The 13,960-nt window shown below is 51.5% G+C and carries 14 protein-coding genes; 6 read left to right on the forward strand and 8 right to left on the reverse strand.

Features of this window, described 5'->3' with window-relative positions; translation table 11 throughout:
- Positions 1-237: 237 nt before the first annotated feature.
- The 3 genes from VB741_RS10955 (at position 238) to VB741_RS10965 (ending at position 3,316) form a co-directional block, all read left to right on the forward strand.
- Positions 238-1,548, forward strand: coding sequence for a Glu/Leu/Phe/Val family dehydrogenase (locus tag VB741_RS10955; protein WP_323365213.1), 1,311 nt, complete (start codon positions 238-240; stop codon positions 1,546-1,548).
- Between the two features lie 30 nt (positions 1,549-1,578).
- Positions 1,579-2,148, forward strand: a complete 570-nt coding sequence (gene lepB / locus VB741_RS10960) for a signal peptidase I (protein WP_323365214.1) — start codon at positions 1,579-1,581, stop codon at positions 2,146-2,148.
- A gap of 157 nt (positions 2,149-2,305) precedes the next feature.
- Positions 2,306-3,316, forward strand: coding sequence for a J domain-containing protein (locus VB741_RS10965; protein WP_323365215.1), 1,011 nt, complete (start codon positions 2,306-2,308; stop codon positions 3,314-3,316).
- Positions 3,317-3,418: 102 nt separating this feature from the next.
- Here the strand turns inward: VB741_RS10965 and VB741_RS10970 are convergent, their stop codons facing one another.
- On the reverse strand, positions 3,419-4,705 hold the full coding sequence (locus VB741_RS10970; protein ID WP_323365216.1) for an MlaD family protein: 1,287 nt from the start codon (positions 4,703-4,705) through the stop codon (positions 3,419-3,421).
- 135 nt (positions 4,706-4,840) lie between these two features.
- A complete protein-coding gene (locus VB741_RS10975; RefSeq protein WP_323365217.1) occupies positions 4,841-5,668 on the reverse strand; it encodes an ABC transporter ATP-binding protein in 828 nt (275 codons plus the stop codon).
- A gap of 93 nt (positions 5,669-5,761) precedes the next feature.
- On the opposite strand from VB741_RS10975, the gene VB741_RS10980 reads away from it, so the two are divergent.
- Positions 5,762-7,138, forward strand: a complete 1,377-nt coding sequence (locus tag VB741_RS10980) for a gluconeogenesis factor YvcK family protein (protein WP_323365218.1) — start codon at positions 5,762-5,764, stop codon at positions 7,136-7,138.
- Between the two features lie 6 nt (positions 7,139-7,144).
- Here the strand turns inward: VB741_RS10980 and VB741_RS10985 are convergent, their stop codons facing one another.
- The 4 genes from VB741_RS10985 to VB741_RS11000 all read right to left on the reverse strand — a co-directional run bounded on the left by VB741_RS10985 (position 7,145) and on the right by VB741_RS11000 (position 9,394).
- The gene (locus VB741_RS10985; protein WP_323365219.1) at positions 7,145-7,387 is read right to left on the reverse strand and encodes a hypothetical protein; all 243 of its coding nucleotides are present in this window, start codon (positions 7,385-7,387) and stop codon (positions 7,145-7,147) included.
- A 493-nt stretch (positions 7,388-7,880) separates the two neighbouring features.
- Complete coding sequence (locus VB741_RS10990; protein ID WP_323365220.1) at positions 7,881-8,075, reverse strand: hypothetical protein; 195 nt, start codon at positions 8,073-8,075, stop codon at positions 7,881-7,883.
- Positions 8,076-8,389: 314 nt separating this feature from the next.
- Complete coding sequence (locus VB741_RS10995; RefSeq protein ID WP_323365221.1) at positions 8,390-8,812, reverse strand: hypothetical protein; 423 nt, start codon at positions 8,810-8,812, stop codon at positions 8,390-8,392.
- Between the two features lie 228 nt (positions 8,813-9,040).
- On the reverse strand, positions 9,041-9,394 hold the full coding sequence (locus VB741_RS11000; RefSeq protein WP_442786337.1) for a HesB/IscA family protein: 354 nt from the start codon (positions 9,392-9,394) through the stop codon (positions 9,041-9,043).
- Between the two features lie 249 nt (positions 9,395-9,643).
- Here VB741_RS11000 and VB741_RS11005 point away from each other — a divergent pair, with 249 nt between their 5' ends.
- Positions 9,644-11,230 carry a DUF6930 domain-containing protein gene (locus VB741_RS11005; RefSeq protein ID WP_323365223.1) on the forward strand — a complete coding sequence of 529 codons (1,587 nt, stop codon included), beginning with the start codon at positions 9,644-9,646 and terminating at the stop codon, positions 11,228-11,230.
- A gap of 228 nt (positions 11,231-11,458) precedes the next feature.
- Here the strand turns inward: VB741_RS11005 and VB741_RS11010 are convergent, their stop codons facing one another.
- The gene (locus VB741_RS11010; RefSeq protein ID WP_323365224.1) at positions 11,459-12,646 is read right to left on the reverse strand and encodes a DNA methyltransferase; all 1,188 of its coding nucleotides are present in this window, start codon (positions 12,644-12,646) and stop codon (positions 11,459-11,461) included.
- A 385-nt stretch (positions 12,647-13,031) separates the two neighbouring features.
- Between VB741_RS11010 and VB741_RS11015 the strand changes: the two genes are divergently transcribed.
- Positions 13,032-13,715, forward strand: a complete 684-nt coding sequence (locus VB741_RS11015) for a hypothetical protein (protein WP_323365225.1) — start codon at positions 13,032-13,034, stop codon at positions 13,713-13,715.
- On the opposite strand, the gene cas6 is transcribed toward VB741_RS11015, so the two are convergent.
- Positions 13,699-13,905, reverse strand: coding sequence for a CRISPR system precrRNA processing endoribonuclease RAMP protein Cas6 (gene cas6, locus VB741_RS11020; RefSeq protein ID WP_323365226.1), 207 nt, complete (start codon positions 13,903-13,905; stop codon positions 13,699-13,701). The genes VB741_RS11015 and cas6 overlap by 17 nt on opposite strands.
- Positions 13,906-13,960 lie beyond the last annotated feature (55 nt).

The raw sequence follows: 13,960 nt of genomic DNA on the forward strand, positions 1-13,960 counted from the left end.
CATAATGGAACTGGCTGATTGTAATGGTTTCAGCCAGTTTCGGACATTCCAGACCGTTTGGGTACTGGGATGTTCTTTTTTAGAGACTTTCACCAGTTAGAGATGAACTTCGCACTGTCCAGTTATTACTTTTATTACTAAATATATTACTGAGATTTATTACAGTCGCCGCACTCTGGCGGCGATGACGGACCGATTGGGCATAGCATCATAGCCGGGTTCCGTACGAGGGAAATAATGGCTAACTCTTTACTCACTGATGCTAGTCGCCGGTTAGATCGGGCACTTCAGTATGTCAGTATTTCCGAGGATACGGCGGAGCGGTTGAAGTCTCCTAAGGCGAGCCTGAAGGTGTCTATTCCGGTACGGATGGATGATGGTTCTCTACGGGTTTTTGAGGGATACCGGGTCCATTTTGATGATACGCGGGGACCCACCAAGGGAGGGATTCGCTTTCATCCCCAGGTTAACCTGGATGAGGTACAGTCCTTGGCGTTTTGGATGACGTTTAAATGTGCAGCACTGAACTTACCCTTCGGCGGGGCCAAGGGTGGGGTGACCCTCAACCCTAAGGAGCTGTCCAAGGCTGAATTGGAGCGGTTGAGTCGGGGATATATTGATGCGATCGCAAACTTCATCGGCCCCGACACCGACATCCCGGCCCCCGACGTGTACACCAACCCCATGATCATGGGCTGGATGATGGACCAATACAGCATCATTCGCCAGCAGCGTAGTCCGGCGGTGATTACGGGTAAACCGGTGGCCCTGGGGGGCAGTTTGGGACGGTCGACAGCCACCGGCACCGGAGCCTTTTATGTACTCGAAGCCATGATGGCCCATTTGTTAGGTCAGCCGTCAGACCAGGCGAATAAACCAGCCCAAACCGTTGCGGTTCAGGGCTTTGGCAATGCCGGTAGCGTTGTTGCTCGCCTCCTGTTTGATGCGGGCTACGCCGTCGTTGCCGTGAGTGATTCCCACGGGGGGATTTATACACCCCAGGGACTGGATATTCCTAGCATCCAACAGTTTAAGGCGGATACCCGTGCCGTCCAGGCGGTCTACTGCGATGGCACCGTGTGCAGCTTGGTGGACCACAAGGTGATTACCAACGAAGAACTGCTGCAGTTAGAAGTAGATATTCTGATTCCCGCCGCCTTGGAAAACCAAATCACCGCCGCCAATGCCGATGCCATTCGGGCTCGATATATTTTTGAAGTGGCTAACGGCCCCATTAGCGCCGATGCCGACGACATTTTGGATGCCAAGGGCATCACCGTTTTCCCCGATATTTTGGTCAATGCCGGTGGGGTGACCGTGAGCTACTTCGAATGGGTACAAAACCGCAGCGGTCTTTATTGGACCCTGGAAGAAGTCAATCAGCGCCTGAAACAGCAGATGGTGACCGCCGCTGAAACCATCTGGCAGATCGCCCAAACCCACCAAACATCCATGCGAACGGCGGCCTATGTCCAGGCACTGACCAGTCTGGGGGCGGCTATGGATGCCCGGGGGACCCGGGCCGATTATGTGGGAGAGAAGGGGTAAAATTGCTAGGCACTTTACGCTGAACCTGCGATGACCGCTGAAAAATCCTCTGCTGACAAAACTGCGGGGACGTCAATCCAATCTTTGCTCAGGTCTAATGCCAAGTTGGTGGTTATCGCTGTGGCCATTGCCGTTGTGATTCGACTGTTTATTGCGGAACCCCGGTTTATTCCCTCCAACTCCATGGACCCCACCCTGCACATCGGCGATCGGCTGCTGATTGAAAAACTTTCCTACCGGTTCCATGGACCCCACCGGGGTGACATTGTCGTGTTTGAGCCCCCACCGCAGCTCCAGGCCGTTGGCTACCGGCCTGAACAGGCCTTTATCAAGCGCATTATCGGTTTGCCAGGGGATACCCTAACGGTGCATCAAGGCCAGGTTTACCGCAATAACCAGCCCCTGACGGAACCCTATATTTTGTCTGCTCCCAACTATGAAATGAATCCGGTAACGGTGCCGGAGGATGCGTTATTTGTAATGGGAGACAATCGTAACGACAGTAATGACAGTCATATTTGGGGATTTTTACCTATGGAAAATGTGATTGGCCATGCGACGGTACGGTTTTGGCCGCCGGATCATCTGGGAACCGTATAGACCTTTATTTTTTATGAGGGTTTTATGGTTTTTTTGATTGGACTTTTATAAAAGATTGGCCCTATACGGGGGAATACCGAACCTTTTCCCCTCGAAAGCTTTGCTAGGCTAATCAAGAGGATTTTTTGACTTTGCGATCGCAATAAGGAGCTGGGCTATGGCAACAACTGACTTCAAAGATTATTATCAAATTCTCGGGGTCAGTAAATCTGCCAGTACGGACGATATTAAGCGAGCCTTTCGTAAGCTGGCCCGCAAATATCATCCGGACGTTAACCCCGGTGACCAGGTGGCCGAGGCCAAGTTCAAAGAAATTAACGAAGCCAACGAGATTCTATCGGACTCGGAAAAGCGGCGTAAATATGACCAGTTTGGTCGCTACTGGCAACAGGGGGGACAAACCCGACCCAACCCGACCCCCGGTGACTTTGGCGGCTTTGATTTCAGTAACTACGGCAGCTTCAACGAATTGCTCAATGAGCTGCTGGGCGGACTGGGCGGCGGGGGCTTTCCTGGCGGCGGCCGCACCAGCTATCGTCAGTCCACGGGGCCAGGGGCGCCAGGATTTGGCTTTGACCCCACAGGGGGCGGCAGTGCCCCTGGCAACAGCGCCCCTGGCAACAGCACCCAATTTGACCAAGAAGCCAGCATTACCCTGACCATGGCCGATGCTTTTAACGGCACTCAAAAGAAATTTCGGATCGGCAGCGATGCCCTGACAGTCAAGATTCCAGCGGGGGTGAAGCCGGGCAGTAAAATTCGCCTGCGGGGCAAGGGCCAAATGAACCCCTACAGTCAGCAGCGAGGGGATATTTATTTGACGGTGGAGGTCCAGGCCCACCCGTTCTTCAAGTTTGATGGGGACAGCAACCTGGTGTGCGAGGTGCCCATTTCCCCTGATGAAGCTGTTTTGGGAGCCAAAATTGAGGTACCCACCCCCGACGGCAGTGTGAATGTGAACATCCCCGCTGGCATTCGCTCAGGCCAGACCTTAAGACTACGGGGTAAAGGCTGGCCTAAACCCAAGGAGAACCGTACCGATCAATTGGTGACGGTGATCATCAAGGCCCCCAAAACCGTCACGGACAAAGAGCGAGCCCTATACGAACAGCTGAATAGCATCCGCAGCTATGACCCGCGGCAAGAAGTTAATTCTGTAAAGCTGTAACCTAGCCGCGGACCCGCGACAAGAGCTTAATTCTGTAAAGCTGTAACCTAGCCGCGGACCCGCGACAAGAGCTTAATTCCGTCAGGTGATAATGCTGAACCGCTACTGTTTGGGTTCGGTCGCTAAGTCTGTCACATAGCGTTCGCCGTTGTACCTCAGCACGGGGGCGTCAGAAGGTGCTGCATCAGATTCACTTTCCGCCAGCATCGTTTCCAAATTCTCCACGATCTGAATCTGCTCGTTCAGCTGTTCGGCCACTTCAGTTTGGCTTTCCAGCTCCGATGTGGACGACACCAATTCCGATAGACCGTTGAGCAGGTTGCGCACATTGCCCCGCAAGGCTGGATCGCCGGTTAAGGTGTCCACATCCGCCATAATTTTTTGGGCACTTTGGAACACATCCCGAGCCGACTCGATGGTCTGCTGGAGGAGTACTAGATTTTCGCTGGTGTTGAGGCTGGCGGAAATATCCCGCAGGTCTTCGGATGCGATCGCAGCATTGGCCGCCAACAGCTCAACATTATCCACCAGGGTGCCTTCTTGAATTACCGGAGAGAGGGTATCCAGGGCCAGCCGTAGCTGACCGGTGCTGGCGCTAATATTGTCCAGGGTAATGGCCAGATTATCCTGGTTGGTGGCCAGAATGGCATTGACCTGGGTCAGGGTGGTGTCTAACTGAGCAGAGGTGGTGAAGGTACTAGATTCTAGCTGGTCGGCCGCCGCCGACACGGCAAGCAGTGTTTGCTGGGTAGAGGCAGACAGGGGTTTGATCTCCTCCCGCGCAGTGCCAGCCGCCAGGGTGAATTCCTTGGTTAAATCCACAAAATTGCCGGAAATTTGGCGAGTATTATCGAGGATGTCCTGCAACCCAGCCAGGATTTCTGGATCGGCCAAGGCTTCGGAAATTTTCTGGGATGATTCTAAAAGATCTTCATAGTTGACGCCGACCACACCATCGAGGCGATCGCCATCGCACAGGATCAGAGCGCTATTACACTGGCTTACCATGGGACTGGCGATGGCCTGATCAATCACGCTGGTCTCTAGTGGCGGTTGGATGGATATGGTGGTTTCACCAATCAGGCCGGACTGACTGGTTTTAATCACTGATTGGGCAGGAATGCGCAATTCACCCTGGTTGATTTGGATGGTCACCGTCACCGCATCGGAACCCGGTGAAATTTTGGTGATCTGTCCCACGGGCACCCCTCGATACATGACGGAGGAACCCTCCTGAAGCCCCACAGCACTTTCAAAATCCACCAGTAGCCGGTAGCTGCTCTGGCCGTAGCTTACCCCCCGCAGCCACATGACCAATCCCCCAAATAGGACTACCCCGGCCAAAATAAGCAGCCCCACAGAGCCTTCACGAATGGTTCTTGCACGCATGGTTTCCTAAGGGTTAACGGTAGATGGTACAGCCAGTCGAGATGCCCTGGGAGAAATTATACGGGGGGATACCAACGGGAGCAATTGAAAATTTCCATTGCATAGGATCCATTGGACAGGAGCCATTGGACAGGATCAATTAGCCACTCGAATGGGGCCGTCGGTGGCAGCGCTAAAAAACTGTCTTACATAGGGATTGGGGGTGTGATCTATTTGTTCCACCGGGCCCATCCATTGCACCGTTCCTTGATGCAGCATGACCACCCGGTCGGCGGTGCGTCGAATCGTACTGTCCTGATGGGTGACGATTATATAGGTACTACAGCCCCGATTGCTGTGAATATTGCGAATTAAATCTTCGATCACGGTGGAGGCGATGGGATCTAGCCCAGCGGTGGGCTCATCATAGAGTAGGACCGTCGGCTTATCCTGGGCCTCCTGAGGATTGCTAATGACGGCGCGGGCAAAGCTAACCCGTTTGCGCATACCGCCGGATAGTTCGGCGGGATAGCGATCGCAAATATCGGGCAACCCCACCATGGCCAGGGCCTGTCTAGTCAGCTCCCCAATTTCGCCCGTCGATAGGTCAGAGTGCTGATACAGGGAAAATCCTACGTTTTCCTGCACCGTTAAGGAATCAAACAGGGCTGCCTGCTGAAATACCATGCCGATATTGACTGGATCCTCGGCATCTTCAATCAGACCTTGGCGCTGTTGACCGGCAATGAAAATATTGCCTTGGTCAGCGGGCAACAGCCCGGCAATAATGCGCAGAATCGTAGATTTTCCGGTACCCGATGGCCCAATCAGGGCGACGGCTTCACCCGGTGCAAAGGTTAAATCGACTTGATCGAGCACCTGATTACTGCCAAATCGCTTGGAAATACCCTGAAGTTGAACAATGGGAGTATCGCCATCACAGGGAGATGGGGGAACAATCGCAGTGGGTTCTGGGACAGACATGGCATTGAGCAGTTGTTATAACTCACTAACGGGCTGGGGACAGCTTATGACAAGATAACCCATGGTTACGAAAAGGGCGTGAGAGACAAGCCTATGCTCTTATGGATCGGTTCAATAAGGAAATTTTTTGAGCGAAATATTCGCTTTGTATGGCAGGAAACCAAGGATTTGACTCCGGTCCATAATCGCTGGGTGCGCTGGCTTCTACCAGGTTTATTGGTAAAACGCTGGTTGTTTTTGAGCACCGTGGGAGTTCTAACCGTGGGCCTGGGGACCATGATTTGGCTCAAATTAACCCCAGTATTTTTTACCGTTCAGTTTGTGGAAACGGTGCTGCGCGAGATTACTCGGCTCATTCCCCGCTATGTTAGCGGCCCCTTAGCAATTTTATTCGGGGTGTCTTTAATCATCTGGGGCCAAAGCCGCACCCTTGGGGTCATTACGGAGGTTCTCCTGCCCAACAGCCAGGAAGCAAGCCTTTGGGATGCCATCGCCAACCACCGTAAACTCAACCGGGGGCCTAAAATCGTGGTGATTGGGGGCGGGACCGGACTCTCCACCATGTTGCGCGGGTTAAAACGCTACAGTGCCAACATCACCGCTATTGTCACCGTAGCGGACGACGGTGGTTCCTCTGGACGGCTACGACGGGAAATGGGAGGGCTCCCCCCTGGGGACATCCGTAACTGCCTAGCGGCCCTGGCGGACCAGGAAAAATTGGTCACCGAGCTATTTCAATACCGGTTTAGCAGCGGCAGCGGCCTCAGCGGCCATAGCTTTGGCAACCTGTTTTTATCCGCCATGAACGAGGTCACCGGTGATTGGGAAAAGGCGATTGCAGCCTGTTCCCAAGTGTTGGCCGTACGGGGCGAAGTGCTGCCCTCCACCCTGAGTGATGTCAAACTCTGGGCCGAACTCAGTGATGGTCGCCGCATTGAAGGGGAGTCGAATATTACTAAGGCCCGGGGGCGCATCATCAGCATTGGCTGTACCCCTGCCGATCCCCCCGCCCTGCCCAGGGCTGTGGCTGCCATCAAGGCAGCGGACTACATCATCATGGGACCCGGCAGCCTCTACACCAGTATTGTGCCAAATTTACTGGTACCTGAGATTGTCGATGCGATCGCAGCCACCCGGGTGCCCCGCATTTATGTGTGCAACATCATGACTGAACCCGGGGAAACCGACGACTACAGCGTATCCGAGCACATTCATGCGATTGATCGAGCCTGCGGCCGCCGTTTATTTGATGCGGTGTTAATCCAAAAACGATCACCGTCACCAACGGCCCTAGAACGTTACCGAAAGCAAGGGGCAGAGCGGGTGATATTTGATCGAGATGCGGTTATTGCCTCGGGGCGACGGATCGTCATTGCCAACGTCATGCACGAAACCGAAAATGGCACCATTCGTCACGACCCCCCTCGCTTGGCCAAGGTACTGATGCGCTGGCATTCGCGGGTTTATTAAATTTTTCTATCCAGCAAAAAAACGACGCGACACCCAGCTCAGGATGCCGCTGATAATGGCCCCTGCCATCAGAATGCCCATGGAGGGCATAAACAGGGGGTCCCATAGGCTATACCACAGGTCAAAGCCTAAGTTGACCTGGGCCGCCCGCCCCACTAATGCCGTCACAAACCAGACAAAGCTAGCTAGCACAAAAAAGAGATTAATCATTAATGCGGTGTTGAGCCAGTTGATCAGGCGATCTTTCATGTCAGAGGTATGTAGGGATATGGGCTTTGGGCAATGGCTATTATCTCGAACCTGGGGGACCTGAAGCAATGTTCAGCAATATTCAGGATTTAATTGTTCCGTATCCATCCTGGCCCAGCCGTTTGGACACGCCTTGAGATAGCGTTCAGGCAACCGCCCGAGTGATTTAGATATAGCTTTGCACCCATAGTCCTCACGGCAGGTAATCGCTATAAACCATAGATAGAAATAACTATAGAAACAGCTATGGAAAACACATAGTTTTATTAAGTTTATTAATGATGTATATGTTCGCTCAGGATGGTCTAAATACCCCTATAAAGGGTTAAAAAATCGATTATTTCTATCTAATTAACCATCATTTCAAAACCAGACAATCCTAGGTTTTAATCTTACAAACCCTAAAAAAATGTGGCCAGCCCATGGAGGTTGGCCACATTATAAAAGTTGAGTTCTACCGATTATCAGTGAGATGAGATGGGGGTCAAACCCCTTACATAGCATCCATATCAAGAGCTTGAGATGCTTGCAAATTGTCAGGATCAACGTAGTGACAAACAGCTTCGTCAATACAAATTAAAGCCCAACCAGACTTTTCAATTGACATCAATTCATAGGGGCCATCCTGAACAAAGAATCCCTTATGGTTTCTGGTTTCAGGTTTTACTTCCACGGCACGCTTATCCATTTTTAGGCTCCTTGCAACGGGGTGGGTTCCAATAAAAAGAAAACCTTATCGAAACCTTTTCTCAAGCTTATCAGTTCCTTTTTGCTTCGAGCGTTAAGTTATCTGACCAACAAAAACAGCTTGAAGATCGCGGGGATCATTGCCCCATAAACCTTACAGAAAGCTGATGCAGGCCCGCTAACACCCCCTAAAAAACGATGCTCGCAGCCTCGGTTACCCCAGGACTGCTTACAGAAATTCATGTTTTTTTGTAAACAGTCTCATCCGGGATCTTCAAGGAATCTTTAAAGAAAGACGCCTATCTGATAAGGGTTTCAGCTGTCAAAAATCCACTTTTCAACTCGTTTGAGGCTATCCCAATCAGGTTTTCTGGTTAATCCTTCTTTAAAGTTCTGGCGAATGTCTGCCTGCACTTCTTCAACGGACATCACCAGTTGAGTCGCTAATTCCACATGTTCCCGCACCCCTTTACGGCCACTGTCCAGGATGGCAATGGCCATATTGATATGGGCTTGGGGATCTTGGGGCGTAATTTTAATCGCCTTCTGGGCCGCCTTATAGGCCGCCTTAGGCTTATCGGCCAGTAAATAGAGCCACGATAGACAGGTATAGATGGCGCTGTTTTTGGGGGCCTGCTCACAGAGTTCTTTGAAGGTGGGAATTAATGTGTCGACACTCTCCCCGGCCTGGTAGCGGTTCAGACCTGCTTCAAACTGTTCGTCAATGGTTTGGCTCATGGGGAAAATAGGGATAAAAAACCTTCCTATTTTAAGCCGCCATAGGCCCTAGACGTGATCGAGACCTGATCTAGCCATGGTGTAAATAGCCCAAACCCAAGCAAACAAGCAAAAAGGAAAGCGCATCCGTTGCACTGTTCCAACGAATACGCTTTCCTTCTAATGGGCTGTCTAATGGGCTGTTTTGAGGCTACGCCATGGGATTAGACCTAGAACCAAGTACCTGAGCTAGGCGCTAAAGGATTTGCCACAACCACAGGTTTGATCCGCATTGGGGTTGGTGAACTGAAATCCGCCGCCAATGAGGGCATCGCTATAGTCCAGCATGAGGCCATAGAGGTAGAGCATGCTTTTCTTGTCGCAGATCACCTTAAACCCTTCGTAATCGAACACTTCATCATGTTCGCCAATGTTGTCCATCGTTTCAAAGTCCATGAGATATGACATGCCAGAGCAGCCTCCCTGGCGCACGCCCACCCGCAGACATAGGTTATCCCCCTGCTTTTCTTTCAGGGCAAGGACATGGGTGAGGGCCGCTGCAGTCATCATGATGCCCTGTTGCGGTTTGGTAGCTTGGGTCATGGTCATGGGTTATGTGCTTGGGTTACTGACGTTTAGAGTAAGGCTTTAGTCTAGTGTAGCTCAGGCATTGGTGGCCAGCGTTACTCGCTTTAATATCTGCAATAGTTGAACAAATCTATCGGGTCGTAGCCAATGGGTTCATTCTTTTCCACAATAGAGGCTATTGATGGCATTCCTATTGGCTAGCCAGGATGATCGCTAGATGCCACTCTGGGTCCATAGCCATAGCCCTCTTAAACTAGTTTATCCATGCCCCCATTGAGCCCGTTTACCCGCCGTCGTATTCAAAAACTGCCCCAGACCAGCAGCGTTTGGGAAGGTGGACGTTATTCCATGCCTGAATCGGAGGATGACGAGCGGGATTGTATTTTATGGATTGATGGCAACCAGGGGTATGTGCGAAGTGTGGAGGTGGTGCCTGCTGATAGCGGTTACGAAGCAGTAGCCCGGTGTTTACTCCAAGCCATTGAACACCCCAAAGGACCGGCGGAACCCAGTCGCCCCCATCGCATTGTGGTTAACGATCGGGAGCTACAATTCTTTTTGCGGGGCGTACTTCAGGATCTAGACATTGATGTGGTGTATGGGGCGAAGTTGCCCTGGGTAGATGAGATTTTTGATCATTTGCTGTCCCACATCAGTGCCCCCTTGCCGTCTTTGCCCGAGGCCTATGGTGAGCAGCTTGGTCAAAAGGCTCTGGCGCTCTGGCATCAAGCTCCTTGGTATCGCCTCAGTGAACAGGAGCTGCTGGCGGTGGAGGTGAATCGTTGGGATCTGGATACCCTCTATGTTTCTATTTTGGGTATGGCGGATGTGGACTATGGGCTGTTGTTCTATCGCAGTTTGGATTCCCTGTTGCAATTTCGTGAACGGGTGTTGAATAGCGACCATATGTCATCCCAGGGACTGCAGCAGGTGTTTCTCGACCAGGACTGTTTTTTTCTCAATTATGGGGTGGAACGACCTCGGCAGCCGGAACCCGATGACTATGAATTTGGCAGCATTCACCCCCTCGAAGGCATGCGCCATAACCTCGATGAGGCTGAAGCCACCAGCCTGATTGTGGTTTTAGAGGCCCTACAGCAATTTTTTGCTGCCGCACCCGATGGTCTCAATGTGTTGGAACCCATGGAAAAAATCATCCGGGTGCCCAATCCAATGGCGGGGGCTAGCCCTAAGCAATGTGCCGTGAAGGTGATGTCACTGCCGGAGGTCTCAGCTAAGTTAATGGCTGAGACTGAAGAAATGTTGGAGGCGGATGGGGACATGACTAGCATGCCTGTGCTCCACGATGATCTGGTCCCCGATGGAGCGTTGATTCTGCTGACTAAGCTATCTGGGAAGCGGTTGACTCAACTGCAAACTACCCTCACTTATTATCAGCCTCTGGTCTCGGGCAACTCTAATAGTTCCAGGGCCGATGGTTCCAATGCCGATTGGCCCGTGGTGATCATTCAGACATCACGCCCCAAGGCCATGGCATTGATTAAGCGCCTTGAGGGATTGGGCGGCATTCGGGCCATGTGTTTTAATCCTGGACACGATCCGTTTAACCAACTGACGTTTCAATTGGGCATCTGGCAGACGGAGGATCGCAGTCTGCATCTGTTCCACGAATACGATATTGCTGAACAGCACCATCGCAAAGCCTTGGATAAATGGGAGAAACAGCAACTGAAAAGTGGTGGCTGTTGCGGTGTAATGATTGCGGCTGGGGTGACCGGGCGGAATCGGGGAAATCCTCAACCGAAGGATATTATCGCCTTTTTAGAAGTGGACTTTTGTGCCCCCGATGCGCTTAATTTAGAGCCGTTAGTGTTGAGCTATTCGATGTAGTAAGTCTGGGTAAATGTGAATAGATTGTCTGGCCCTACTGATGGTCCCACTGAAAGACGGCGAGTAGAGCTACAGGCTGATGGACATGACAAGGCCCGTTAACAGGAATTGATGGCGGGGCACTAGGGTCAAACTGGGAATGGTGCCAGTGTGGATCAGGCCGATTAGGAAAAATGGAGTCGGGGCCAACGGGTTAGGAAGCTTTAAAGCCTGGGACAGCTTTCAACGTCAACCGGGCCAGCGCAGTAAAACAACCTCTTCCCGCAGATCTACCTCGGTTTTAGAGGCCCGACGCGTGCGGAACAGATCAATGCCCATCAGTTCGTAACCTAGATCTTGGGCAATGGCCGCTAGGAGGGAGCCGGTGGGAATATGGACCTGCAGGTAGGAAGCCTGTTCTCCAACAACATAGGCTAACTGAGCACCGGGGCGGAGGCGCGATCGCAAATTAGCCAAATGCCGCGCCATACCCCCAAAGTAAAGCGTCGTAGCCCGAGAATAGAGTCGTGAGAAGCCGCTGGTTTTACCCAATTCTGCCCGCCGTTGTTCAATGGTATGGGCAATCTCTAAAATCCGAGGATAATTTTGAATCCACTGATCATCATCATCATCCCGATAGACACTGCGACTATTAGACCGCACCAGGGTGTGCTTAACCGCCTGAAGGCCAGCCTTATCCTCTAAAAATCCCAGTAACACCGACTCCAATCGAGTGGTGCGGGTATAGTCTTTTTCATTAGGATACGGAGGAGAGGTGATCACCACATCCACAGAGCCCGGTGCAACGTGCAGCTGAGGTTGACGGGCATCCCCCAGCTTAACCACCGCAGGCTGGTGAGCTACAGATAGTTTGTTGAGAGCCTGCAAATCCTTAGCCATGAGCTTGACCTGACCTAACCAATGGTCAATTACCTGGGCATCTGACTTATGCTTGCGGGCAACACTCACCTCCGGCGCAAACCGTAGATTACTCGCAAACACCGCAGAGTTAGCCAAGGCCAGACGATAGTGGTGCCATTCCCCCTGGGAGCCTTGGCAGGCCCGATCAATGTGCCCTAATAATGTCAATACTTTTTGCAAAGGCCAGGGACTAATGGCATTTTTGAACAGTAGAGCCGTTGCTTTCGGCGCTAGGGTAGGGGACAGATTAGGAATTAACGCCAGTTCGTCACGGACCACTCCCGCAATGGTCTCAGCCTTCTGACAGAGGGGCTCAGCCAAGGGAGACCAATCTAGCTTTACGGAACAGGCAAAATGAGCCATGGGATTAGCCTCAATACCCAAGGCCCTTAAACCCAGCTTTTTCACCTCCACCAGGGTGGTACCCGTACCCGCAAACGGATCTAAAACAACAGTCTTTTCCGTAGCCTGAAAGTGCTGTAAATAATGCCTGACCAAGTGAGGGGGAAAAGACAAAACAAACCGGTACCAGCTATGAACAGCCCGATCTTTAGCACTAAGCTGATTGCGAGCTTTATGACCCAGCTCAAGACCGAGAAGATCTAAATCAGACAATTTATGAAGGTGCCTTAGCAACTATAAACATGGCTTGGTCCTGGACAAATCAGCTAAAAACTTCAAATTCGTAAGTAATGAGACCCAAGGAGAGACAGAGAGTTTGATACCTTAGTCAAAGGGAGCGAGTCAACGAGTTAGAAGAGACAGTATAACGGACATCATCGTACAGTACAGATGAATTATCTTACCAGGTATACCCCAGTGGATTACTAGTCTAACCCCCCAAAATCGACTGTATTTATCCCTACCATGTGACATTACTGACGATGTCAAATCAATTTAGGTGAGACAGTTCCGACAGAATAAACAGGAGCTAGCCCTACGCTTCTCAAACTTAGGTCGCTATCACATTACCGGGGGTGTTACCAACCTGGCCCGCCTAGGCACACTAAGTTTAGTCCTTGTGATGTGGTTAGGCTATCGACAGGCCCCGGTGCTTTGGGTCGTACTGATGGCGGCAGGCATCCTGTTGATCCTGTTGGAGCCCTTTTTGCCATCGCTCCACCCCGAGGTGGCCACCTGTATTTTCAATAAGGCATTTAACCGCTTGACCGTTGTCCACGAAATTCCCCGGGGTCGAAAACGTCAGCGACAGGTAAATCACTATCGCCTGAGTCACATTGAACAGGTAGAGGTCTATCGTCAACGGTTAGGGCTGTGGCGCTCCGGGTATGTCATGGTCATCCAATTATCGTCCCCAACCCATACGATGATTCACGTCAACGGGTCATCCGATCAGGTCCTCATTCAAACGGGGGTGGCTCCGACTCTGCTGCTATCAAAAACAGTGAACTATTACCTGGGTCGACGGACCACCGTAGATTGGTCCTTTGTGGAGGTGCCCCAAGGGATCAACATGGTTGCCTTGGGCCGACGCATCGTTGCCCGTAACTCCATGAAACGATTAAATAAAGTCGATCTGCGGCATTTGGCCTATTTGATTGAGCAGTTTATTTGGTCACCCTAACCATACCCATACCCAAATTTGTGTTATTCCCAACGCCACAGTAGCCACTAAAATTAGTCAACGCATTGGTTCGCTTAATGATCAGCGGATCCGTTGCAGCTGAAATCTGAAACGTTAGCGCCCCAAGACAACCAATATCTGTTTTGTTATTACCCAAGGCAACCGTATGCAAATCAAAGGTTGTGACCACAGCGGGGGTAATAATATCAGGGGCAAAAACCAGCTCGCTGTAGCGGTTCTAGCAT

It is taken from the genome of Leptothoe sp. PORK10 BA2, from assembly GCF_034932105.1.
Lineage (GTDB): Bacteria > Cyanobacteriota > Cyanobacteriia > Phormidesmidales > Phormidesmidaceae > Leptothoe.